Annotated in this window: 22 protein-coding genes; 17 read left to right on the top strand and 5 right to left on the bottom strand. The window is 70.1% G+C overall.

Annotation, left to right across the window (positions count from 1 at the left end; translation table 11 throughout):
* Positions 1-68 precede the first annotated feature (68 nt).
* Genes H0523_RS07600 through H0523_RS07635 form a run of 8 tightly spaced genes read left to right on the top strand, consistent with a single transcriptional unit; the run spans position 69 to position 7788 of the window.
* Positions 69-1196, top strand: a complete 1128-nt coding sequence (locus tag H0523_RS07600) for an NAD(P)/FAD-dependent oxidoreductase (protein ID WP_054432117.1) — start codon at positions 69-71, stop codon at positions 1194-1196.
* Complete coding sequence (locus H0523_RS07605) at positions 1177-1473, top strand: (2Fe-2S)-binding protein (RefSeq protein ID WP_054432115.1); 297 nt, start codon at positions 1177-1179, stop codon at positions 1471-1473. Before H0523_RS07600 ends, H0523_RS07605 begins: the two co-directional genes overlap by 20 nt.
* Positions 1470-2867 (top strand): FAD/NAD(P)-dependent oxidoreductase, encoded by a 1398-nt coding sequence (locus H0523_RS07610; protein WP_054432113.1) that lies wholly within the window; start codon positions 1470-1472, stop codon positions 2865-2867. The genes H0523_RS07605 and H0523_RS07610 overlap by 4 nt, the downstream gene beginning before the upstream one ends.
* Positions 2864-4003 (top strand): NAD(P)/FAD-dependent oxidoreductase, encoded by a 1140-nt coding sequence (locus H0523_RS07615; protein WP_054432111.1) that lies wholly within the window; start codon positions 2864-2866, stop codon positions 4001-4003. The genes H0523_RS07610 and H0523_RS07615 overlap by 4 nt, the downstream gene beginning before the upstream one ends.
* Positions 4000-4941 (top strand): ABC transporter permease, encoded by a 942-nt coding sequence (locus tag H0523_RS07620; protein ID WP_054432109.1) that lies wholly within the window; start codon positions 4000-4002, stop codon positions 4939-4941. The genes H0523_RS07615 and H0523_RS07620 overlap by 4 nt, the downstream gene beginning before the upstream one ends.
* Positions 4938-5810, top strand: a complete 873-nt coding sequence (locus tag H0523_RS07625; RefSeq protein ID WP_054432107.1) for an ABC transporter permease — start codon at positions 4938-4940, stop codon at positions 5808-5810. Before H0523_RS07620 ends, H0523_RS07625 begins: the two co-directional genes overlap by 4 nt.
* A complete protein-coding gene (locus H0523_RS07630) occupies positions 5807-6808 on the top strand; it encodes an ABC transporter ATP-binding protein (protein WP_054432105.1) in 1002 nt (333 codons plus the stop codon). Before H0523_RS07625 ends, H0523_RS07630 begins: the two co-directional genes overlap by 4 nt.
* Complete coding sequence (locus tag H0523_RS07635; protein ID WP_054432102.1) at positions 6805-7788, top strand: ABC transporter ATP-binding protein; 984 nt, start codon at positions 6805-6807, stop codon at positions 7786-7788. The genes H0523_RS07630 and H0523_RS07635 overlap by 4 nt, the downstream gene beginning before the upstream one ends.
* Before the next feature lie 15 nt (positions 7789-7803).
* Here H0523_RS07635 and H0523_RS07640 read toward each other — a convergent pair whose 3' ends face one another.
* Positions 7804-8187 carry a DUF4180 domain-containing protein gene (locus H0523_RS07640; protein ID WP_054432100.1) on the bottom strand — a complete coding sequence of 128 codons (384 nt, stop codon included), beginning with the start codon at positions 8185-8187 and terminating at the stop codon, positions 7804-7806.
* 280 nt (positions 8188-8467) lie between these two features.
* Here H0523_RS07640 and H0523_RS07645 point away from each other — a divergent pair, with 280 nt between their 5' ends.
* Entirely contained in the window at positions 8468-9265 is a 798-nt protein-coding gene (locus H0523_RS07645) for a class I SAM-dependent methyltransferase (protein ID WP_054432099.1), read from the top strand.
* An 82-nt stretch (positions 9266-9347) separates the two neighbouring features.
* Here H0523_RS07645 and H0523_RS07650 read toward each other — a convergent pair whose 3' ends face one another.
* Positions 9348-10388 carry a LacI family DNA-binding transcriptional regulator gene (locus H0523_RS07650; RefSeq protein WP_054432098.1) on the bottom strand — a complete coding sequence of 347 codons (1041 nt, stop codon included), beginning with the start codon at positions 10386-10388 and terminating at the stop codon, positions 9348-9350.
* Between the two features lie 140 nt (positions 10389-10528).
* Between H0523_RS07650 and H0523_RS07655 the strand changes: the two genes are divergently transcribed.
* Positions 10529-11866, top strand: coding sequence for an MFS transporter (locus H0523_RS07655; RefSeq protein ID WP_054432096.1), 1338 nt, complete (start codon positions 10529-10531; stop codon positions 11864-11866).
* A complete protein-coding gene (locus H0523_RS07660; protein WP_054432093.1) occupies positions 11863-13236 on the top strand; it encodes an amidase in 1374 nt (457 codons plus the stop codon). Before H0523_RS07655 ends, H0523_RS07660 begins: the two co-directional genes overlap by 4 nt.
* On the opposite strand, the gene H0523_RS07665 is transcribed toward H0523_RS07660, so the two are convergent.
* The gene (locus tag H0523_RS07665) at positions 13233-14627 is read right to left on the bottom strand and encodes a lysozyme inhibitor LprI family protein (protein WP_231689896.1); all 1395 of its coding nucleotides are present in this window, start codon (positions 14625-14627) and stop codon (positions 13233-13235) included. The genes H0523_RS07660 and H0523_RS07665 overlap by 4 nt on opposite strands.
* Before the next feature lie 180 nt (positions 14628-14807).
* Here H0523_RS07665 and H0523_RS07670 point away from each other — a divergent pair, with 180 nt between their 5' ends.
* From H0523_RS07670 to H0523_RS07680, 3 genes are read left to right on the top strand one after another with little or no spacing between them, the layout of a single operon-like run.
* Complete coding sequence (locus H0523_RS07670) at positions 14808-15506, top strand: MarC family NAAT transporter (RefSeq protein WP_082380436.1); 699 nt, start codon at positions 14808-14810, stop codon at positions 15504-15506.
* Complete coding sequence (locus tag H0523_RS07675; protein ID WP_054432090.1) at positions 15490-16545, top strand: Lnb N-terminal periplasmic domain-containing protein; 1056 nt, start codon at positions 15490-15492, stop codon at positions 16543-16545. The genes H0523_RS07670 and H0523_RS07675 overlap by 17 nt, the downstream gene beginning before the upstream one ends.
* Entirely contained in the window at positions 16542-16736 is a 195-nt protein-coding gene (locus tag H0523_RS07680; protein WP_054432088.1) for a hypothetical protein, read from the top strand. The genes H0523_RS07675 and H0523_RS07680 overlap by 4 nt, the downstream gene beginning before the upstream one ends.
* Here H0523_RS07680 and H0523_RS07685 read toward each other — a convergent pair.
* Together H0523_RS07685 and H0523_RS07690 are read right to left on the bottom strand one after the other, a co-directional pair.
* Entirely contained in the window at positions 16724-17431 is a 708-nt protein-coding gene (locus tag H0523_RS07685) for a YoaK family protein (RefSeq protein WP_054432086.1), read from the bottom strand. The genes H0523_RS07680 and H0523_RS07685 overlap by 13 nt on opposite strands.
* Positions 17432-17497: 66 nt before the next feature.
* Positions 17498-18250, bottom strand: a complete 753-nt coding sequence (locus tag H0523_RS07690) for a sulfite exporter TauE/SafE family protein (protein WP_231689895.1) — start codon at positions 18248-18250, stop codon at positions 17498-17500.
* Between the two features lie 362 nt (positions 18251-18612).
* Between H0523_RS07690 and H0523_RS07695 the strand changes: the two genes are divergently transcribed.
* Genes H0523_RS07695 through H0523_RS07705 form a run of 3 tightly spaced genes read left to right on the top strand, consistent with a single transcriptional unit; the run spans position 18613 to position 20794 of the window.
* The gene (locus tag H0523_RS07695) at positions 18613-19602 is read left to right on the top strand and encodes a methyltransferase (RefSeq protein ID WP_054432082.1); all 990 of its coding nucleotides are present in this window, start codon (positions 18613-18615) and stop codon (positions 19600-19602) included.
* Between the two features lie 31 nt (positions 19603-19633).
* Positions 19634-19882, top strand: coding sequence for an acyl carrier protein (locus H0523_RS07700; RefSeq protein ID WP_054432079.1), 249 nt, complete (start codon positions 19634-19636; stop codon positions 19880-19882).
* 18 nt (positions 19883-19900) lie between these two features.
* Positions 19901-20794, top strand: coding sequence for a diiron oxygenase (locus tag H0523_RS07705; RefSeq protein WP_082385743.1), 894 nt, complete (start codon positions 19901-19903; stop codon positions 20792-20794).
* Positions 20795-20802: the final 8 nt, after the last annotated feature.

Consider the following 20802-nt stretch of genomic DNA (forward strand, 5'->3'; position numbering starts at 1 on the left):
GGGCGGCAACCGGTTTGCCAGTCGCGAAGGTTATAGCGCGGCCGGACACGATGCAAGGACGCCCGGCCATGGCGCATGACTACGACGTGATCGTGGCGGGCGCCGGCATGGTCGGCGCGGCCGCCGCCTACGGCCTGGCGAACCTGGGCCGGCGGGTGCTGCTGCTGGACGGCGCCGACACCGACTACCGCGCCGCCAAGGCCAACTTCGGCCTCGTGTGGCTGCAGGGCAAGGGGCACGGCTATCCCGCCTACCAGCGCCTGTCGCGCGAGGCGGTGCAGGCCTGGCCCGAATTCGCCCGCCAGCTGCAGGACGACAGCGGCATCGCGCTGGACTACGAATGCCGCGGCGGGCTGCACTTCTGCCTGAGCGACGACGAATTGGCCGGCCGCGCGCAGCGCATCGGCAAGTGGCACGGGCAGGCGCCCGAAGCCCCCGCCTGTACGCAGATCCTGGATCGCGCCGAATTGCGGCGCCGCTTTCCGTCCCTGCGGCTGGGCGACGCCGTGGCCGGCGCCAGCTTCGGCGAGCAGGACGGCCACGTCAATCCGCTGCGCCTGCTGGCCGCCTTGCAGACCGCCTTCCTGCGGCGCGGCGGGCAACTGCGCAACCGCCACGCCGTGACCGCCATCGCCCGCCTGCCGGGCGGCGGTATCGAGGTCAGCGCCGGCGCCTTGCGGGCCCGCGCGCCGCGCCTCCTGATCGCCGCCGGCCTCGGCTCGGCCGCGCTCGGCGCCATGGCCGGCCTGGATGTGCCGCTGCGGCCTCAACGAGGCCAGATCCTGGTGACCGAACGCCTGGCGCCGCTGCTGCCGGTGCCCGCCAGCGGCATGCGCCAGACCGGCGAGGGCACCGTGATGGTGGGCCTGACGCAGGAAGAGGTGGGCTACGACCTGGGCACCACCTCGGCCGCCGCCGCCCGCATGAGCCGCAACGCGCTGCGCATTCTGCCCGGCCTGGCCGGCGCGCGGCTGGTGCGCCACTGGTCCTGCCTGCGCGTGATGACGCCCGACGGCGGCCCGGTCTATGCCGATTCCCCGACCCACGATGGCGTGTCCATCGCGCTTTGCCATTCCGGCGTGACGCTGGCGTCGTTCCATGCCGGGCCCTACGCCCGCGCGCTGGCCGGCGGCGCGCCGCTCGATTCCCTGGATGCCTTTCACCATGAGCGCTTCAATGTTCAGAAAACTGCCTGAGTCCGACGCGCCCGCGCTGACGCTCACCATCGACGGCGAGACCGTCACCGCGGCCGCCGGCGAGACCGTGGCCGCGGTGCTGCTGCGCCAGCCCACGCCCGCCAGCCGGACCACGCCGGTGCACGAAAGCCCGCGCGCCCCGTTCTGCATGATGGGGGTGTGCTTCGACTGCCTGGCCATCGTCGACGGCGTGGCCTCCACCCAGACCTGCCTGGTCACCGTGCGCGACGGCATGCGCGTGCAGCGCCAGTTCGGCAAGCGGAGCGTGCTGCCATGAAACGCGAATTCGATGTGGTGGTGATCGGCGCCGGTCCGGCCGGCATGAGCGCGGCCATCGGCCTGCGCACGCAGGGCCTGACGGTGCTGGTGGTGGACGAGCAGCCGGCGCCGGGCGGCCAGATCTGGCGCGCGGTCGAGGCGGTGGCGGCCACGCCCACCGGCCGCCTGCTGGGCGATGAGTACCGCGCCGGCGCAGGCCTGGCGGAACGCTTCCGCGCCTGTGGCGCGTTCTACGAACCCGACACCCAGGTCTGGCAGATCGAACCCGACTGGCATGTCTACATGACGCGCCAGGGCCGCGCCGAGGTGGTGCGGGCCGTTCGCGTGGTGCTGGCGCTGGGCGCGCAGGAACGGCCCGCGCCGTTCCCGGGCTGGACCCTGCCCGGCGTGCTGACCGTGGGCGCCGCGCAGATCCTGCTCAAGACCTCGCGCCAGGTGCCGGCCGATCCGGTCTGGGTGGCGGGCAGCGGTCCCTTGCCGCTGCTGTACATGGCGCAGCTGCTGCGCGCCGGCGGCAAGGTCGCGGGCTGGCTCGACACCTCGCCGCCCGGCGGCTGGCGCCGCGCGCTGCCGTGGCTGGGCGACGCGCTGGCGGCCTGGGGCGACGTCAGCAAGGGCCTGGCCTGGCTGCGCGAGATCCGCGCGGCCGGCGTCAAGCGCGTGCGCGGCGTGACGGCGCTGCGCGCGCTGGGCGATGGCCAGCTGCGGGAAATCGAATACACCGCCGGCGGCGTCACTGCCCGGGCGCCGGCCAGCGTGCTGCTGTCGCACGAGGGCGTGGTGCCGTCCATCCACATGACCCGCGCGCTCGAATGCGCCCACAGCTGGAACCCGCAACAGGCCTGCCTGGCGCCGGACCTGGACGCGTGGGGCCAGACCAGTCGGCCGGGCATCTACGTGGCCGGCGACGGCGCCGGCATCGGCGGCGCGCAGGCCGCCTGCGTGCGCGGCGAACTGGTGGCGGCGGGCATCGCGCTGCATGCCGGCCGCCTGGCGCAACCGGCCGCCGACGCGCTGGCGGCGCCGCTGCGCGCGCGCCTGGCCGGATTGCTGCGGCTGCGGCCGATGCTGGACGCGCTGTACCCGCCGCGCGCCGGCATTTTCGCGCCGTCCGATGACACCATCGTCTGCCGCTGCGAGGAGCTGACCGCCGGCGACATCCGCCGCGCGGCCGCCATCGGCCAGCCCGGCCCCAACCAGATCAAGTCGTACACCCGCGCCGGCATGGGGCCGTGCCAGGGCCGCCAGTGCGGCTACACCATCGCCCACATCGTCGCCGCCGAACAGCAACGGCCGGTGGCCGAGGTCGGCTTCTACCGCATCCGCCCGCCGCTCAAGCCCTTGACGCTGGGCGAACTGGCATCGCTGGACATCGAGGAAGAACAGGCATGAGCGCACGGCATTGCGATGTGATCGTGATCGGCGGCGGCCTGCATGGCCTGTCGGCCGCGCTGCATGTGGCGCGCGAGGGCCGGCGGGTGGTCGTGATCGAGAAACACTGGGTCGGCCGGCACGCGTCCGGCGCCACCGCCGCCGGGGTGCGCACGCTGAACCGCGACCTGGGCGAACTGGACCTGTCGCTGGAGGCCATGGACATGTGGCACGTCATGGCCTCGCTGGTGGGCGACGACTGCGGCTTTCACGCCAACGGCCAGATCTGCGTGGCCGAGACGCCGGCGGCGCTGGCCAAGCTGGAGGCGCGCGTCGCCGACCTGCGCGCCCGCGGCTACACCCACGAAGAGCTGATCGGCCCCGACGAACTGCGCCGCCTGCTGCCGGACCTGAGCCCGCATTGCCTGGGCGCGTCGATCGCGCGGCGCGACGGCGCGGCCGATCCGCATCGGGCGCTGCGCGCCTTCCGCGCCAGCGCCGAGCAGGCCGGCGTGACCATCATCGAGCACTGCGGCGTCACCGGCCTGGAACGGCAGGGCCAGGACTGGCGCGTGCTGACCGAGGCCGGCCCGTGGATCGCGCCCTGCGTCATCAACGCCGCCGGCGCCTGGTCGGCGCGCATCGCGGCGATGGCGGGCGACGACATTCCGCTGGCGACCAAGTCGTCGATGATGATGGTGAGCGAACGGCTGCGGCCCTTCATCAAGCCGGTGGTGGCCATCATGGGCCGCTCGCTGTCGTTCAAGCAGTCGGACCAGGGCACGCTGGTGATCGGCGGCGGCCTGCAGGGCATTCCCGACCTGGACCGCGAGACCTCCACCGCCCGCATGCGGGTGCTGGCCAAGGGCGCGCACGCCGCCACCGATCTGTTCCCGTCGGTGCGCAACATCCGCATCGTGCGGGTCTGGGCCGGGCTGGAAGCCAAGACCGACGACATGCTGCCGGTGATCGGCCCGTCGCCCAACGCGCCTGGCGTGCTGCACGCCTTCGGCTTCTCGGGCCACGGTTTCGAGCTGGTGCCGGTGGTGGGCGCGGCGCTGGCGGACCTGGCGCTGCGCGGGCACACCGCGCGCGCCATCGGCAACCTGCGGGCCGAGCGGCTGATGTCGCCGCCGGCCAAGGAGCAATCATCATGATGCGCTACGCCATCAAGCGCCTGCTGCTGGCGATCCCCACGCTGCTGGCGATGCTGACCGCGGTCTTCATCCTGGTGCGGCTGGTGCCGGGCGATCCGGCCGCCGTCATGCTGGGCGACCAGGCCAGCGCCGAGGCCCTGGCCGCGCTGCGCCTGCGGCTGGGCCTGGACCTGCCGACCTACGTGCAGTACGGCCGCTTCCTGGGCGACATGCTGACCGGCAACTTCGGCGTCTCCATGGCCAGCGGCCGCACCGTGCTGCAGGAAGTGGCGCTGGTGCTGCCGTGGACCCTGCAGCTGACCGCCGCCGCCATCCTGATCGGCGTGGCCTTCGGCCTGCCGCTGGGCATCTGGGCCGCGCTGCGCCGCAACGCCTGGCCCGATTACCTGGGCCGGCTGCTGTCGCTGACCGGGCTGTCGTTTCCCGCTTTCGTGTCGGCCATCCTGATGCTGCTGGTGTTCGCCATCCAGCTGCGCTGGTTCCCGGTGATCGGCAGCGGCGGCGGCAGCGACTGGGGCTCGCAGCTGCGCAACCTGGTGCTGCCGGCCTTCAACCTGGGCCTGATCATGATGGCCTATGTCATGCGCGTGACGCGCTCATCGATGCTGGGCGTGATGGGCGAGGACTACGTGCGCACCGCCCGCGCCAAGGGCGTGCGGCCCTGGCGCCTGGTGGTGCGGCACGGCCTGCGCAACGCGCTGATCCCCATCGTCACCGTGGTGGGGCTGTATTTCGGCACGCTGATCGGCAACTCGGTGCTGACCGAGATCGTGTTCAACCGCCCCGGCCTGGGCAAGCTGATCCTGGGCGCCCTGAACAGCCGCGACTACACGCTGCTGCAGGGGCTGATGGTGGTGTTCGCGTCGTGCGTGATCGTCGTCAATCTGCTGACCGACCTGGTGTACGGGCTGGTCGATCCAAGGGTGAAATACCAATGAGCGCCATCGCCGCCGCTTCTCCCGCGCGCCCCAATGCCCTGTGGCAGGCGCTGTCCCGCAACCGCCTGTCGTGGGTCGGCATCGGCCTGCTGCTGCTGATCGTGCTGGCCGCCGTGCTGGCGCCCTGGCTGGCGCCGCACGATCCGCTGCAGCAGAACATCGCCTACCGCCTGGAGCCGCCCTCGGCCGAGTTCTGGCTGGGCACCGACAGCTACGGCCGCGACGTGCTGTCGCGCCTGATCTACGGCGCCCGCGTGTCGCTGCTGGTGGGGTTCGTCGCCATCCTGATCGCCATGTGCATCGGCTCGGCGCTCGGCATCCTGGCCGGCTACGTCGGCGGGCTGGTGGACCAGCTGATCATGGGCCTGGTCGACGTGCTGCTGTCGTTTCCCACGCTGCTGCTGGGCCTGATGGTGGCCGCGATGCTGGGCGCCAGCCTGGAGAACCTGATCATCGCCATCGCCATCACCGAGATCGCGCCGTTCGTGCGGGTGGCGCGCGCGCCCACCATCGCGCTCAAGCAACGCGATTTCGTCGAGGCGGGCAGGGCGCTGGGCTACGGTCCGCTGCGCCTGATGGGCGTGCACATCCTGCCCAACATGGTGTCCGACGTGGTGGTGCTGGGCTCGCTGTGGATGGCCTCGGCCATCCGCACCGAGGCCTCGCTCAGCTTCATCGGCCTGGGCGTGCCGCCACCGGCGGCCACCTGGGGCGGCATGATTCGCGAGGGCTTCGAGAACATCCTGGACGCCTGGTGGCTGACGGTGTTCCCCAGCGTCGCGATCCTGCTGACCGTGCTGGCCCTGAATCTGCTGGGCGACGCGCTGCGCGACGCCATCGATCCCAAGCTGCGTTCGGAGCGTTCATGAACCCCCAGACCCAAGCTCCCGTATTGGAACTGCGCGCGCTGCGCACCGAATTCCGCGCTGGCGGCGCCTGGCACGCCGCGGTGCGCGACGTGTCGCTCAGCGTCGGCCGCAATGAAACCCTGGCGGTGGTCGGCGAATCCGGCAGCGGCAAGAGCGTGACCGCGCTGTCGGTGCTGCGCCTGTTGCCCGGCGCCGGCGCGCGCCACGGCGGCGGCCAGGTGCTGCTGGATGGCCAGGACCTGACCGCCCTGTCCGAAAAGCAGATGAGCAAGCTGCGCGGCGAGGCCATCGCCATGATCTTCCAGGAGCCGATGACGTCCCTGAACCCCACCATGACGGTGGGCGACCAGATCGCCGAGGCCATCCGGCTGCATCGGCGCGTGTCGTGGAAGGAGGCGCGGCGCCAGGCGCTGGCGGTGCTGGAAGAGGTCAAGATCCCCGCCGCCGCGCGCCGTTTCGACGACTATCCGCACCAGTTCTCGGGTGGCATGCGCCAGCGCGTCATGATCGCCATGGCGCTGGCCTGCAAGCCGCGCGTGCTGCTGGCCGACGAGCCCACCACGGCGCTCGACGTGACCATCCAGGCGCAGATCCTGAGCCTGCTGTCGGACCTGAAAGAGGCGCACGGCATGGCCGTGCTGTTCATCACCCACAACCTGGGCGTGGTGGCGCAGATCGCCGATCGCGTCGCCGTGATGTACGCCGGCGAGGTGGTCGAGACCGCCGACGTCGACACGCTGTTCGCGCGGCCCACCCACCCCTACACCGAGGCGCTGCTGCGCGCCATGCCGCGGGTGGACGCCGACAACCAGGAACTGGAATCCATCCCCGGCGGCGTGCCGGCGATCACGGCCATGCCCGCCGGCTGCGCCTTCGCGCCGCGCTGCCGCCTGAAAGAGGCGCGCTGCGAGAGCAGCCGCCCGCCGCTGGCCGCCATCGGCCCGGGACACCAGGTGCGCTGCGTGGTGCGCGCCGAACCGTACAAGGACGTGGCATGAGCGAGCTGTTGCAGGTAAGCAATCTGGTCAAGCGCTTCGACAGCGGCGGCGGCTGGCTGGGCGGGCCCCGGCAGACGGTGCGGGCGGTCAACGATGTGTCGTTCAGCGTCGCGCGCGGCCAGTCGCTGGGGCTGGTGGGCGAGTCCGGCTGCGGCAAGTCGACGGTGGCGCGCACCCTGCTGCGGCTGATCGAGCCGGACGAGGGCGGCATCGTGTTCGACGGCCATGACATCCGCCAGGCCGGCGCGGCCGCGTTGCGGGCGCTGCGCCAGCGCATCCAGATCGTGTTCCAGGATCCCTACGCCTCGCTCAACCCGCGCCGCACGGTGCGCCAGGCGCTGGCCGAGCCGCTGCGCGTGCACCGCCGCGGCGACGCCGCCTGGATCCGCGCCAAGGTCGAGCAGACCATCCAGGAAGTGGGCCTGCCGCTGTCGGCGCTGGACCGCTATCCACACGAGTTCTCCGGCGGCCAGCGCCAGCGCATCGGCATCGCCCGCGCGCTGGTGCTGGACCCGGAGCTGATCGTGGCCGACGAGCCGGTATCGGCCCTGGACGTATCGGTGCAGGCGCAGATCCTGCAACTGCTGGAACGGCTCAAGCGCGACCGCGGCCTGTCGTTCGTGTTCGTCTCGCACGACCTGGGCGTGGTGCGCCACTTCTGCGACACGGTCTGCGTCATGTACCTGGGCCGCATCATCGAACGCGGGCCGACCGCGCAGGTGCTGGACCGGCCGCTGCATCCCTACAGCCGGGTGCTGCGCGACTCCTCGCCGGTGCCCGACCCGCGGGCGCGCATCCGGCTGGCGCGCATCGAGGGCGAGATTCCCGCGCCCACGCACCTGCCGCCGGGCTGCGCCTTCCATCCGCGCTGCGCGCGGGCGCAGGCCGATTGCAGGCAGCAGGTGCCGGCGCTGATGGGGCAGGGCGAGCGGGTCGTGGCCTGTTTCCATCCGCTGGAGGCCGAGCGGACGGTGGGGTAGCCGGCGCCGCCGCGTTCAGCCCTGGCTTGCCGTCAATCGCGCTGTCAGCGCCGCCATGTCATCCAGCATCCAGAACACGCGGCCGCGGTTGGTCTCGTAGGCAAAGTCGCGCAGCGACTTGCTGTCCGCCAGATAGGCCGAAATGTCGCCCACCACCGCGCACTGCAAACGGTAGTTGACGAACTTCTGGATCAGCTCGCCGGCGATGCGCGTTTCCAGGCGGAAGAAATCGGGATGCACGCGCGCGGCGGGCAGCGCCAGCCATTCGGCTTCGTGCTCCCAGGCGGCGCTGATCAGGTCGTTGGTGTCCTGGCCGGTGGCCAGGGCGGGGCCGGCCGCGTCGAATTGCAGGACGCGCTTGCCGCCGATGTCGACGAGCGTGGGGGAGGGCGTGCTCATGGCGTGGCTGCCTGGATCGGGAGGTGTAGTCTTGGGGCCATCATGATATCGCGGCCCGCGCAGCGCCTTGGCGGCCGGGGCTGCTAGAATGGCCGCGATTCCACCGGAGTATGACGACGTGATCCTCGCTGCCTGAAGCGACCCCATCCGCTGACGCGCCCGCCTAGCCCGACGAGCGGGCCGCGCCGTGCGTGATGCCGGGTCTCCACGCCGGGCCCTTGTGCCCGCCTGCCAGCCGCGCCCCGCGCGGTCCAGTCCGCATCACGACTCCGGAGGCTTCATGCCCGCAAACGATCCGTTCGACCTCATCGCCCACAACCAGGCCGCCTGGGACCAACTCGCCGCGCAGGACTGCGAGTGGTCGCGCCCCGTCACCCCCGACATCATCGCCGCCGCCCGCCGCGGCGTTTGGGCCGTGCGCCTGACGCCCGGCCCCTTGCCGGCCGGCTGGCTCGACCAGGTGAAGGGACTGTCCATCCTCTGCCTGGCCTCGGCCGGCGGCCAGCAGGCGCCGGTGCTGGCCGCGGCCGGCGCCGACGTCACCGTGTTCGACCTGTCCGCGCGCCAGCTGGAACAGGACCGCGCCGTGGCCCGCCGCGACGGCCTGGCGCTGACCGCCGTGCAGGGCGACATGCGCGACCTGTCGGCTTTCGCCGACCAGTCCTTCGACGTGGTGTTCCACCCGATCTCCAACCTCTACGTGCCCGACGTGCGGCCGGTGTGGCGCGAGTGTTTTCGCGTGCTGCGCCCGGGCGGCAGCCTGCTGTCGAGCTTCTACAACCCGGTGGTGTTCGTCGGCGACCGCGACCCGCGCTATGCCGCGGACGGCCTGATCCGGCCGGTGTATGCCTTGCCGTACGCGGACATCACGGCGCTCGATGCGGCCGCGCTGCAGGCCAAGCGCGACCGCGGCGAGGCCCTGGTGTTCGGCCACAGCCTGCAGGACCAGATCGGCGGCCAGCTGGACGCCGGCTTCCTGCTGGCGGGCTTTCACGAAGACCGGCAGCCGCGGCCGCGGTTCGTGATCGACGGGTACGTGCCGACGTTCCTGGCGACGCGGGCGGTCAAGCCGGCGTGAGGGGGAGGAGGGCGGCGATCGTCGCGGCCCGTCGGGCCGGGCGGTCGGACATGTGGCCGGTGTTTGCGCCTGCCGGCGCGGTTCAGCCCGGTATCGGCCGGTCGCTGCTGCCGCGCACCACCAGCGACGGCGCCAGCCGCACGCTGGCCGGGGCGCCGCCGTCGATCTTCTGCAGCAGCAGTTCCAGTCCCAGCCGCCCCATCTGGTGCATCGGCGAATGGACGGTGGTCAGGCCGATGGGCAGGGCGCCCGCCAGCGGCGTGTCGTTGTAGCCCACCACGGCCACGTCGCGGCCGGCCTCCAGGCCCTGCTCGCGCGCCGCGCCCATCACGCCCACCGCGAGGAAGTCGTTGACCGCGAAGATGGCGGTGGGGCGGTCCGGACCGGCCAGCAGGCGCGCGCCGACCTGGCGGCCGGCGTCGGTGTCGAATGGGCTCTCGATGCGCCAGTCGGCGGGCACCTCGACGCCTTGCCGCGCACAGGCGGCGAAAAAGCCCGCCGAGCGGTCGCGGCCGGTGCTGGCGAACGGTTCGCCCACCATCACCGCGATGCGCCGGTGGCCCATGGCCAGCAGGTGCTCGGCGGCCAGGCGGCCGCCCTCGATGTCGTCGCAGGTCACGGCGCAGTGGTCGTCGGCGTGGCGGCTGACCAGCACGAACGGCACGTCGCGCTGCGCCAGCTCGGCCAGCAGCGGATTGGGCGCCGCGCCGTCGTGGCTGTGGGCGTCGCCCAGGATCAGGCCGTCCACGCGCCGCGCCAGCGCCATGTCGATCAGCTTGCGCTGCTTGTCGGGCTCGTCCTGGGTGTTGGAGACGAAGGTCAGGTAGCCGTGCTCGGCGGCGGCCTCGTCCACGCCTTCGTAGATGGTGGCCAGCACCATGTCGGACAGGCGCGGCACCAGCACCCCGATGGTGCGGCTGCGGCGCGTCTTGAGGCTGGCCGCGTGGGGGTTGGTCCGATATTGCAGTTCGGCGGCCAGCGCCCGGACCCGCTTGACCGTGTCCGGCGCGGCGGCGGCGCGCGCGTCGTCGTCGGAACCGTTGAGGACGCGGGACACGGTCGACACGTTCAGACCGAGCTGCCGCGCCAGGCTTTGCAGCGTGACAGGGCGGGATTTGTTCATGGGGCTGGAGGATACACGCCCGAATACCGTCTTAGGGCCTTTCGCGGCAACCTAGGGTTTACACGGTGTCGATTTTTGTTTTCCGACCCCTTAGCATTGCGCAACCCAAACGTTTGGGTAAATCGACTGGATTGATCGCAATGACTCTTGAATCCCGGAACTCGCGGTTCCGTTACCGAATTTTCACCATGGTCGTGCTGCTGGCACTGATCAACTACATCGACCGCGGCGCCATGTCTTACGCCGCCGCCCACATCACCGGCGAATACGGCCTGGACCGCGGCGACTGGGGCGCCGTGCTGGGCTACTTCGGCTACGGCTACATGGTCGGCGCGCTGTTCGGCGGCATGCTGGCCGACCGCTTCGGCCCGCGCAAGGTCTGGATCGTGGCCGGGGTGACCTGGTCGATCTTCGAGATCGCCACCGCCTGGGCCGGCGACTTCGGCCTGGCCTTCCTGGGCGGCTCGGCGCTGGCGGGCTTCGCCACCATCCGCATCCTGTTCGGCGCGGCCGAGGGCCCGGCGTACTCCATCATCAACAAGACCATCGCCAATTGGGCCACCCCGCGCGAACGCGGCTTCGTGGTCGGCTTCGGCCTGCTCAGCACGCCGCTGGGCGCGCTGTTGACGGCGCCGGTGGCGGTGGGCCTGCTGAGCCTGACCGGCAGCTGGCGCGCCATGTTCTACATCCTGGGCGCGGCCGGCCTGATCGTGCTGGTGCTGTTCATGCGCATCTTCACCGACCGGCCCGACACCAACCCGCGCGTGTCCCCGGCCGAACTGCGCGAGATCCAGGCGGCGCGCGCCGAGCAGGCGGCCGGGCAGGGCGCCGACGCGCCGGCGCTGCCGTGGTGGAGCTTCTTTCGCAGCAAGACGCTGCTGCTGAACACGCTGGGGTATTTCTCGTTCAACTACGTCAACTTCCTGCTGCTGACCTGGACCCCCAAGTACCTGCAGGACACCTTCGGCTACAGCCTGTCGTCGCTCTGGTACATGGGCATGATTCCCTGGACCGGCGCCTGCGTCACCGTGCTGCTGGGCGGCCGCATTTCCGACATGCTGGCCAGGCGCACCGGCAACCTGAAGATCGCCCGCAGCTGGTTCGCCGCCGGCTGCCTGCTGGCCACCACGCTGTGCTTCCTGCTGGTGTCGCAGGCGCAGTCGGTGTTCGCCGTGATCGCGCTGATGACGCTGGCCAACGCGCTCAACGCCATGCCCAACTCGGTCTACTGGGCCGTGGTGATCGACACCGCGCCCGCGAGCCGCGTCGGCACCTTCAGCGGCCTGATGCATTTTTTCGCCAATATCGCCTCGATCCTGGCGCCGACCCTGACCGGTTACCTGGCCGTGCGCCACGGTTACTCGGTGATGTTCGTGGCCGCCTCGGTCGCCACCGCGGTCGGTATGATCGCCATGTTGCAGGTGCGCCCGGGCGTCGGGCCGCGCCTGCCCGCCAGCCGCCAGGGAGCCGCGCAATGAACCCCCAATCGAATTCCGCCCCGGCCCTGGCCGTGGAACCCGGCTTCTTCGCCGGCCGCAGTCTGGCCGATCTGCAGGACGCCATGCGCCAGGGCGCGCTGGACGCCGAGGCGCTGGTGCGCCACGCGGCGGCCGCCATCGAGCGCCTGAACCCGGTCGTCAACGCCTTCGTGCATGTCGACGTCGAGGCCGCCCTGGCCGCGGCCCGCGCGCTGGACGCCGAGCGCGCCCGGGGCCAGGTGCGCGGACCGCTGCACGGCATCCCCGTCGCCATCAAGGACAACGTCGACACCGGCGACATGCCCACCACCATGGGCGCGGCGCACTTCCTCGGCCACCGGCCCGAGGCCGACGCCGAGTGCGTGGCCTTGTTGCGCGCGGCCGGCGCCATCGTCATCGGCAAGACCCTGACGCATGAATTCGCCTACGGTCCCACCGGCGACCGCAGCGTGCAGGGCGCCTCGCGCAACCCCTGGCGCACCAGCCAGATCACGGGCGGCTCCAGCGCCGGCAGCGCGGCCGCGGTCGCGGCCGGCATGGTGCCGGTGGCGCTGGGCACCGACACCGGCGGCTCGGTGCGCGTGCCGTCGGCGTTGTGCGGCCTGGTGGGCTTCAAGCCGACCCACGGCCGGGTCTCGGCGCGCGGCTTGTTCCCGCTGTCGCCCAGCATCGAGGACGCCGGCGTGCTGGCCAATCACGTCGAGGATGCGCAGGTCTTCATGCAGGCCCTGACCGGCGGCGCGATCGGCCTGGGCGCCGATCCCGGCCCGGCGGCGCCGCGCATGATGTGGGTGCCGAACGCGCCGTTCGCCATCGACGACGCGGCGGTCACCGCGTGCGCGCGGGCCGCGGCCGAGCGCTTCGGCGGCGTGCTGCAGGATGGCGCCGAGGTCACCCGCCACGCCCGCGCGCTGCAGGCGGCCTTGGGCGCCGTGCAGCGTTCGGAAGCCTATGAAGTGCACGCCGAACGGGTCGAGCAGGAGTCCGGCAAATACGATCCCGAGGTGCTGGAGCGCCTGCGCGCGTCGCGCCCGGTGCAAGGCTGGGAGTACGTGCGCGCGCTCAAGACGCGGGCCCATTTGCGCACGGTGTTCGCCGGGATCTTCGAACGGGTGGACGTGCTGGCCTTGCCGGCGGTGGCGATCACCGCGCCCGCGCTGCAGCAGCGCAGCGTGGCCGGCCCCGGCAGCGCCGGGGTGCGCGAGACCCTGCTGGGCCTGACCAATCCGTGGAACCTGCTGGGCCTGCCGGCCATCGCTCTGCCGGCCGGCTGGGTCGACGGGCTGCCGGTGGGGCTGCAACTGGTGGCGGCCGAGGGCGCCGACGAGCGCCTGCTGGCGCTGGCGGCGCGCCACTGGCGCCGGCCCTAGACGCCGTTGTCGCCCTGCACCGGGCCGATCGACGTGTCGATATCGACCGCGCGGCGCTTGCCGCGCAGGTCGAACGCGTCCTGCTTGCCGCCCGGGTCGGGATCGCGGATCCAGAGCTGCGCCGCCAGGCCGGCCTTGGCGCTGTAGCCGCCGAACCAGTCCACCACCCGGCCCACGTAGCATTGCGGGCCGACCCGCACCGTCAGGTCGCCGACGGTCTCGTAGCTGTAGTGGCCGGGCCCGTAGCCGTTGTAGGTCTCGCGCTCGTCCAGGCTGGTGCCGGCCGGCACCGGGCACAGCGGCTTGTCGCCAGGGGCGTCGCCCTTGGCCGGGCCGGGCGGCAGGCCGGCCAGCGCATGGGTCAGCGCCGCGTGCAGCGTCTCGTCCAGCGTCCTGACCGCGCCCGTGTCCGGGCGCTTCTGCTGCCGCGGCACCGACAGGTCATAGTGATAGCGCACGGTCAGCGTCGGCGCATCGCCCACGCGGCGCAGCGGCCTTAACAGATACAGGCGGTCTTCGCCGTAGTTGCCGACCCGATAGGTGGCGTAGACCCGGCCGCGCAGGCGGATCCAGTCGCCCGACTGGTTGGCGCCGCGGCCGTTGATCGTGTACAGCGAGCCGCCGGCGTCCGGCGCGCCGTTGGCATCGGCGGGAACGAAGCGCGCGCCGTCGCGGCGCAGCGCGCCGACGTCGGAGAACAGGCCGGTGCCGCCGATGTAGGTGTCGACCACCAGGTCGCGCTGGCCATCGCCGTCCAGGTCGAGCAGGGTGTACGAGACGTTGCCGCCTTCGGCGTCGTTGTCGCCGTCCAGGCCGGACGCCAGCACGGCGCGCCATTCGTCCTCGGTCACGCCCGCCGGCCGCTCGGCGGGCAGGCGCGCCAGGTCATCGCCGTCGGCGGCGCGCACATTGGAGAAAGTGGTGGCTTCGGTCTTGACCGAGAGCGCCGCCAACGCGGACTCCAGCGGCATCTCGGGATCCTTCAGGCGGGCCGCGGCCACCGCCTGGCGCAGGTCTTCCAGCGCCAGCCTGTCGGTGGCGTCGGGCGCGTAGCCCTGGGCGCGCCGCAGCTGCCCCTGCAATTCGGCCAGCCGCGTCTCGTAGCGCTGGCGCAGGCAGTCGCTGTCGGCGCCGCACAGGTTGCGCTGCTTGAGCCAGCCGCGCTGGGCCTGGCGCAGGGCGTCGGCCTGCTGCGGCCGGGCCGCGCGCAGCTTGCCGTAGACCGCGCCCAGTTCGGCGTCGAGCTGGTGCAGCGCGCTGTCGGCGCACAGGGTCTTTTCGGTGGGCGTGCGGGCCTGGCCGCAATCCATGCCGGCCGCCGCGGACGCGGCGAAGGGAGTGAACGCGAGAAGCAGGGCGGCGGGCAGCCCGCGCAAACGGACGACGGTCACGGAGAATTCCTGTCAGGGTGGGCCGCGGGCGGCCAAGGGCGCATCGTACCGGGGCGGGGCACAGGGTAAGTACGGATGTTTTCCTTTGCTTACATTACACTGTGCGGTGTAGCGCAGCCGACGACCCTGGGCGAGCGCGTTGCACCTCCGTCCCGACCCGCCGTTTTTTCCTCCGCCGCGATGATTGATGATCTGGTTCAACTGGGCAAGCTGGTCAGCCTGGGCCTGGCGCTGATGCTGCCGTTGGCAAATCCCCTGACCTCCATGACCATGCTGCTGTCCCTGGGGCAGCACATTCCCTACAAAGAGCGCGAACGCCAGATCCGGCAGGCCGCCTGTTATGTCGTGGGCATCATGCTGGTCACGTACTACGCCGGCGCCTGGATCATGGCTACCTTCGGCATCTCGATCCCGGGCCTGCGCATCGCAGGCGGCCTGATCGTCGTCAGCATCGGCTTCAGCATGCTGTTTCCGTCGGCCACCGCCGCGGCCAGCGATGAGCGCGAAGCCGACGTGGCCGCCGACGTGGCCGTCCACCGGCAGGTGCCCAACATCGCCTTCGTGCCGCTGGCGCTGCCGGGCACCGCCGGCCCGGGCACCATCGCCATGATCATCAGCGCCGCCTCGACCGTCGGCAGCGAGACCGCCAGCCAGTACCCGGCGTGGACCATCGCCGTCACGCCGATCATCGTCTTCGCGCTGCTGGGCCTGCTGTTCTGGATCTGCCTGCGCTCGGCCGGCCGCATCGTCGCCCTCATCGGCAACGGCGGGGTCGAGGCCATCTCGCGCATCATGGGTTTCCTGCTGGTGTGCATGGGCGTGCAGTTCGTCATCAACGGCGTGCTGGAAATCGTGAGCCAGCATGGCGCCGGTGTCTGACCCCGCGCGGCCTGGCCGGGCCTGGCGCTGCCTGCGGGTGCTGGGCCGGGGCGCGCTCAGCCTGCTGATGCTGTGCTCCATGGCATGGGCCTGCCTGGCGTTCTGGTACCAGGGGCCGGCGGCCGTCTGGGGCAAGGCGCTGCTGATGCTGCTGTGGGTCGCCCTGGGGCTGTATGCATTGCTGCGGCTGTGGCATGGCGCCGGCCGCCTGCGGCGCCGGCCCGCGCTGTGGGCCTACCTGCTGGCATTGCTGGCGCTGGCGGCGTGGTGGCAGAGCATCGCCCCGTCCAATGACCGGGTCTGGGCCGATGACGTCGCCCGGACGCTGCGCGGCAGCGTCGCCGGCAGCATCGTCACGCTGGACAACGTGCGCGACTTCAAATGGCGCTCGGACACCGACTACACGCCGCGCTGGGAAACCCGCGTCTACGACCTCGCCACGCTGCAATCGGTCGACATGGCCCTGTCGTACTGGGACGGTCCGGCCATCGCCCACACGCTGGTGTCCTTCGGCTTCGCCGACGGCCGCCATGTCGTCTTCTCGGTCGAGATCCGCAAGGAGCGCGGCGAGCAGTTCTCGGAACTGGGCGGCTTTTTCAAGAAGTTCGAACTGAGCGTGGTGGCGGCCGACGAGCGCGACGTGCTCTACGTGCGCGCCGGTCCGCGCGCCGAGAACGTCTATCTCTATCCGGTGAAGATGCCGGCGGACGCGATGCGCCAGCTGTTCCTGTCGTACGTGCGCACGGCCAACGAGCTGGCCGACACGCCGCGCTTCTATCACACGGTCACCGCCAACTGCACCACGCTGGTCTACCGCATGGTGCGGGCCATCGTGCCCGGCCTGCCGCTGGACTACCGCATCCTGTTGTCCGGCTACTTGCCCGAGTACCTGTACGACCAGGGCGGCCTCGATACCAGCCTGCCGCTGCAGACCCTGCGCGAACGCGGCTTCGTCGGCATCCCGCCGATCCTGGGCGAGGATTCCATCGGCTTCTCGCGCACCATCCGCCGCCACCTGCGCGCCGGGAGCGCGCCATGATCTCGCTGCGCGCCGCGTTGCTGATCCTGTTGTTCGGGGCGCTGCTGTTCCTGGCGATGCGCACGCCGGGCGTGCTGGTCTACGACTACCTCGCGCAGCGGCTGCGCGGCCGCGGCCAGCCGCCGCAGGACGTCCACAAGCAGGATCCGTCCGCCGCGCCGCGTCCGAACCAGGCGCGTCAGCCGGGGTAGGCGCGCGCCAGCGCCTGGCCCGCCAGCGACACCAGCGGCGGCAACGCAAAGGCCCACAGGCCGATGCCGACATGCAGCAGGGCCGCCGCGCCGCAACCGATCGCGAACGCCAGCACCGCGCGGCCCATGCGCCGCATGCGGCGGCCGGCGGCCGCGTCGGCCTCGCCGCGGACGGTGTCCGCCAGGTCCAGCATGATCTGCGTGGTGGTGCCCGTCATCAGCGTCGACGGCGGCGCGGCGCCCAGGTGCACCCGGTGCACCGCATTCTGGATCGACATCGCCAGCACCAGCGTCATGCCGGTGGCGAACAGTCCCCAGCTGTCGCCCATCGGAAACGGCCCCAGCGTCACGGCCAGCGCCGCCGCCACGCACAGCAGCAGCGTCTTGACCGTGAGCAGCCGCATGAAGGCCGGCTTGCCAGCGTCGCGCCGCGCCTGGCCATACAGGCGCGCCAGGAACACGCCCAGGCAGAACACCGGCAGCGCCGCCAGCTTGGTCCAGGCGCCCGAGGCGCCATTGCCCAGCGCGTAGCCGATGGTGACGAAGTTGCCGGTCACGTGCGCCGAGAACAGGCCGTGCAGCGCGATGAATCCCAGGGTGTCGACGTAGCCGCCGTTCAGGCTCAGGAGCAGCGGCAGGCGTTCGTCGGCGGGGGCGGCAGGGGGGCTGGCGGAGGGGGCGGCAGGCGTGGACATCGACGTTCCATCAGGGTGACGGCAAAGTGCCTACCGTTGTATCGCAGTTGTGCGATTCACGCACACTCAGAACCAGTACTTCGCCGCATAGATCACGGTCATGACGGCGCCCGTGACAATGACGAACCCCCGGACTGCCGAAGCGGGCAGGACACGTATCAAGTGGCCGCCCAGATAGCCGCCCGCCAGCGCGCCGGCCAGCATGCAGAGCGTGGCGGGCCAATGGACCGAGCCCTGCGCGATAAAGATGACGATCGCCGCGGCGGTGACAAACGTGGCCAGCAGGTTCTTCAGCGACTTGATGGCGCGCAGGTTTCCGGGATCCGTGATTGAAATCACCGCGGTCAGGATCACGCCCAGCCCGGCGCCAAAAAAACCCCCATACACGGAGGCCAGTGTGATCGGCAGCACGCCGCGCGCGCGACTCTCCTGCGCTTGGCCGCCGCGCCGGCGCGCGCTCCAGGCCTGCACCTGAGGCGCAAAGGCAAACAGCAAGGTGGCGAATGCGATCAGGGCCGGCACGGGCAGGATGAAATAGGCGGGCGGGATGGCAAGCAGGATGAAGGCGCCCAGCGCGCCGCCCGCGGTGGCGGCGATCGACAGCAGCCAGAAACGCCGATCGGGAGCGGGCAGATTCTCGCGATCGGCCAGCGCCGCCAGGATATGGCCGGGCGATATGGCTACCGCGCTGGAGGCATTGGCGATGACGGGCGGCAGGCCCGCCGCCACCATCGCGGGAAAAGTAATCAGTGTGGCGCCGCCCGCCAGCGCATTGATGACGCCGCCTAACGCGCCCGCGCCGGCCAGCAGTGCCGCCATGCTCCACTCCATACCCACACCTTTTTGGTTAAGCGGAATAATGGTCCATATATTGGACCTTTATATTGGGCCTATATATCGGACGAAATTTATTATTGCCTATTTTCTGCGTGGGTATAGAATGCTCGAAAATAAAAGAATAAATAATGGTCCATTATATGGACTTCAAAAAAACTCCGGCGACGCCTTTTAGCCGCCCCGCAAGATCGCTGTCAACTCCCAGGATGGCGCATGCGGCCGGATCTCCCTCGGTTTTGCGTGCCCCATCCTGATCGCTGGTTTCCAACCCCGTCCCCGGGGTTGTTGCGTGTTCACCTGTCTGGCCCGTCGGGCCATCACCGCTGAATCAGGAGGGAATATCGATGGATGTGAGCTTCATGGCGTTTTCCCGGTTGGCGTTCGGGCATTGGGAGGGGCAGCCCTTGTATGCCTTGGCCGACCTGGGGATTGCCCAGCGTTTGTCCGAACCCCGCACATGCGCCGAGCTGGCGCTGGAACTCGGTTGCGAATCCGAGCCGCTGGAACGCCTGCTGGACTGCGCGGTCGCGCAAAAACTCCTGACGGGCGACGGCGGGCGCTACGCCAATACCGATCTCAGTGCGCGCTTTCTCACCGAGGACAGTCCCGAATCCCTGTTGTGCTGGCTCCGCGTCATGGCGCGCTGGAAGCAGCCCTGGGCGCAACTGGCCGAGGCGGTGCGGCGCGGCGAGGCGGTGGACAACCAGTCCAAGTGGCTGGGCGAAGACCCCCAGTTCATGCGTGACTTTATCCTGGGCATGCATCAGTTCGCGTCCCGTTCGGGACCTGCATTTGCCGAGGCATTGAAAGCGGCGCCCATTCGCCATCTGGTGGATGTCGGCGGGGGCGCAGGCACGTATTCCATTGCCTTGTGCGCGGCGCGGCCCGAGGTGACCGCACTGGTTCTGGATCTGGCGCCGGTGGTCGAGATCACGCGCGAAACCGTGCGCGCGGCCGGCCTGGCGGACCGCGTGAGCGCCAAGGTGGCCGATTATCGGCAAGACGGTTTCGGCGAGGGCGCCGACGCACTGCTCTTTTCCAACGTGCTGCATCAGGAGAGCGCGCCGGTGTGCCGATCGATGCTGGACCGCGCCAGGCAGGCATTGCGTCCGGGCGGGACATTGCTGGTGCAGGGCTACTTCCTTGCCGAGGACCGGCGCGCGCCGCTGTTCACCACCTTGCACAACCTGTCCGCGCTGGCGCTTTGGGACGGCGGGCGCAGTTGGACGGTGGGCGACATGCAGGCGCAGATCGCGGCGGCCGGGTTTGAGCGCCAAGCCGTGCTGCGCCAGGAAAGCAGCGGGTTCTGCCTGCTGTCGGCCGTCAAGGTCTGACCCGTTATCCACCTATTGAACCGGAGCCTATATGTCCACACAGACCGTCACCGATACCGAAGCCGAAGTGATCGCCTGGCTGAAGGAAAACCGCGATGCGCAGGTCGAAGGCATCAAAGAGAAGAACCTGATCGAAGAGCGCATCCTGGACAGCATGCAGTTCCTGGACTTCATCATGTTCCTGGGCGAACTGGTGGGGCGCGATGTCTCGACCGCTATCACCGTCGACGACCTGCGCACGGTGGATGCCATCGTCAATTTCGTCCAGGTACAGCGCTAGCCCGAGAAGGAAGGCATCATGACATTCGACTACTCAAGAATCGGCCGCCTGATGACGCTATCCAAAGGGCGTTCGCACGATCCCTACGAGCGTTTTGAGTGGCCCGCCCATATTCCGGATGACCAGCCCTGGTGCAGCAATGACTTGCTCACCACCTACGGAACGCCTTTGCAGGAGCAATTGGACGCCGCGCAGCGGATACGGCTCAGCAAATGGGAGGCGGTCAATTTTTTCAGCCTCAACGTGCACGGCATCAAAGGGGTGCTGAGCTTTGTCAGCCGCTGCATCTATGAAGAGCGCTATGCCGATGTATCCGAATACCTGCATGTCTTCATGGGCGAAGAGAACTTCCATATGTGGTATTTCGCCAAAGCCTGTCTCGATTATGCGGGAAAGATATACCCGTCGATTCAGTTGCAGGGCGATGCGCAGGCGCCCACGCCAGAGTTGGACGACCTGTACATGTTCGCCAGCACGCTGATCTTTGAAGAGTTCGTCGACTACTACAACCATAAGGTCGGCACCACGGACGGCATTACCGAGATCCTCAAGCAGATCAACTACCAGCATCATGTGGACGAGTCTCGCCACGTGTCCTTCGGCCGGGAAATGGTGCCGCGCCTGTACCAGATGGCGCTGGAGCGCGGGGGCGATCCTGACGCGACGCGCGCGGAGGTGGCGCGCACGGTGACGAATATGTTCCGCTACTTCATCAGCCTGATGTACAACCCGGCCGTCTATGACGATGCCAAAGTCTACGAGCCGCTGGGATTTCGCAACGGCAACGCCATGCGCAACGCGCTGCGGTCGCATCCGGCGCGCAAGGCCGTCCACGAGCAATGGTTCAAGCGTAGCGCCGCCTACTTCACCAAACAGGGGCTGGTGACGGACTTGAATCTGGCCGCGCTATAGGGCGGAGG

The sequence above is a fragment of the Achromobacter insuavis genome, assembly GCF_902859645.1.
Lineage (GTDB): Bacteria > Pseudomonadota > Gammaproteobacteria > Burkholderiales > Burkholderiaceae_B > Achromobacter > Achromobacter insuavis.

Coding starts and splice junctions, on each gene's coding strand:
- H0523_RS07600 (WP_054432117.1), top strand. CDS start 69: ATGGCGCATGACTACGACGTGATCGTGGCGGGCGCCGGCATGGTCGGC.
- H0523_RS07605 (WP_054432115.1), top strand. CDS start 1,177: ATGTTCAGAAAACTGCCTGAGTCCGACGCGCCCGCGCTGACGCTCACC.
- H0523_RS07610 (WP_054432113.1), top strand. CDS start 1,470: ATGAAACGCGAATTCGATGTGGTGGTGATCGGCGCCGGTCCGGCCGGC.
- H0523_RS07615 (WP_054432111.1), top strand. CDS start 2,864: ATGAGCGCACGGCATTGCGATGTGATCGTGATCGGCGGCGGCCTGCAT.
- H0523_RS07620 (WP_054432109.1), top strand. CDS start 4,000: ATGATGCGCTACGCCATCAAGCGCCTGCTGCTGGCGATCCCCACGCTG.
- H0523_RS07625 (WP_054432107.1), top strand. CDS start 4,938: ATGAGCGCCATCGCCGCCGCTTCTCCCGCGCGCCCCAATGCCCTGTGG.
- H0523_RS07630 (WP_054432105.1), top strand. CDS start 5,807: ATGAACCCCCAGACCCAAGCTCCCGTATTGGAACTGCGCGCGCTGCGC.
- H0523_RS07635 (WP_054432102.1), top strand. CDS start 6,805: ATGAGCGAGCTGTTGCAGGTAAGCAATCTGGTCAAGCGCTTCGACAGC.
- H0523_RS07640 (WP_054432100.1), bottom strand. CDS start 8,187: ATGAGCACGCCCTCCCCCACGCTCGTCGACATCGGCGGCAAGCGCGTC.
- H0523_RS07645 (WP_054432099.1), top strand. CDS start 8,468: ATGCCCGCAAACGATCCGTTCGACCTCATCGCCCACAACCAGGCCGCC.
- H0523_RS07650 (WP_054432098.1), bottom strand. CDS start 10,388: ATGAACAAATCCCGCCCTGTCACGCTGCAAAGCCTGGCGCGGCAGCTC.
- H0523_RS07655 (WP_054432096.1), top strand. CDS start 10,529: ATGACTCTTGAATCCCGGAACTCGCGGTTCCGTTACCGAATTTTCACC.
- H0523_RS07660 (WP_054432093.1), top strand. CDS start 11,863: ATGAACCCCCAATCGAATTCCGCCCCGGCCCTGGCCGTGGAACCCGGC.
- H0523_RS07670 (WP_082380436.1), top strand. CDS start 14,808: ATGATTGATGATCTGGTTCAACTGGGCAAGCTGGTCAGCCTGGGCCTG.
- H0523_RS07675 (WP_054432090.1), top strand. CDS start 15,490: ATGGCGCCGGTGTCTGACCCCGCGCGGCCTGGCCGGGCCTGGCGCTGC.
- H0523_RS07680 (WP_054432088.1), top strand. CDS start 16,542: ATGATCTCGCTGCGCGCCGCGTTGCTGATCCTGTTGTTCGGGGCGCTG.
- H0523_RS07685 (WP_054432086.1), bottom strand. CDS start 17,431: ATGTCCACGCCTGCCGCCCCCTCCGCCAGCCCCCCTGCCGCCCCCGCC.
- H0523_RS07690 (WP_231689895.1), bottom strand. CDS start 18,250: ATGGCGGCACTGCTGGCCGGCGCGGGCGCGTTAGGCGGCGTCATCAAT.
- H0523_RS07695 (WP_054432082.1), top strand. CDS start 18,613: ATGGATGTGAGCTTCATGGCGTTTTCCCGGTTGGCGTTCGGGCATTGG.
- H0523_RS07700 (WP_054432079.1), top strand. CDS start 19,634: ATGTCCACACAGACCGTCACCGATACCGAAGCCGAAGTGATCGCCTGG.
- H0523_RS07705 (WP_082385743.1), top strand. CDS start 19,901: ATGACATTCGACTACTCAAGAATCGGCCGCCTGATGACGCTATCCAAA.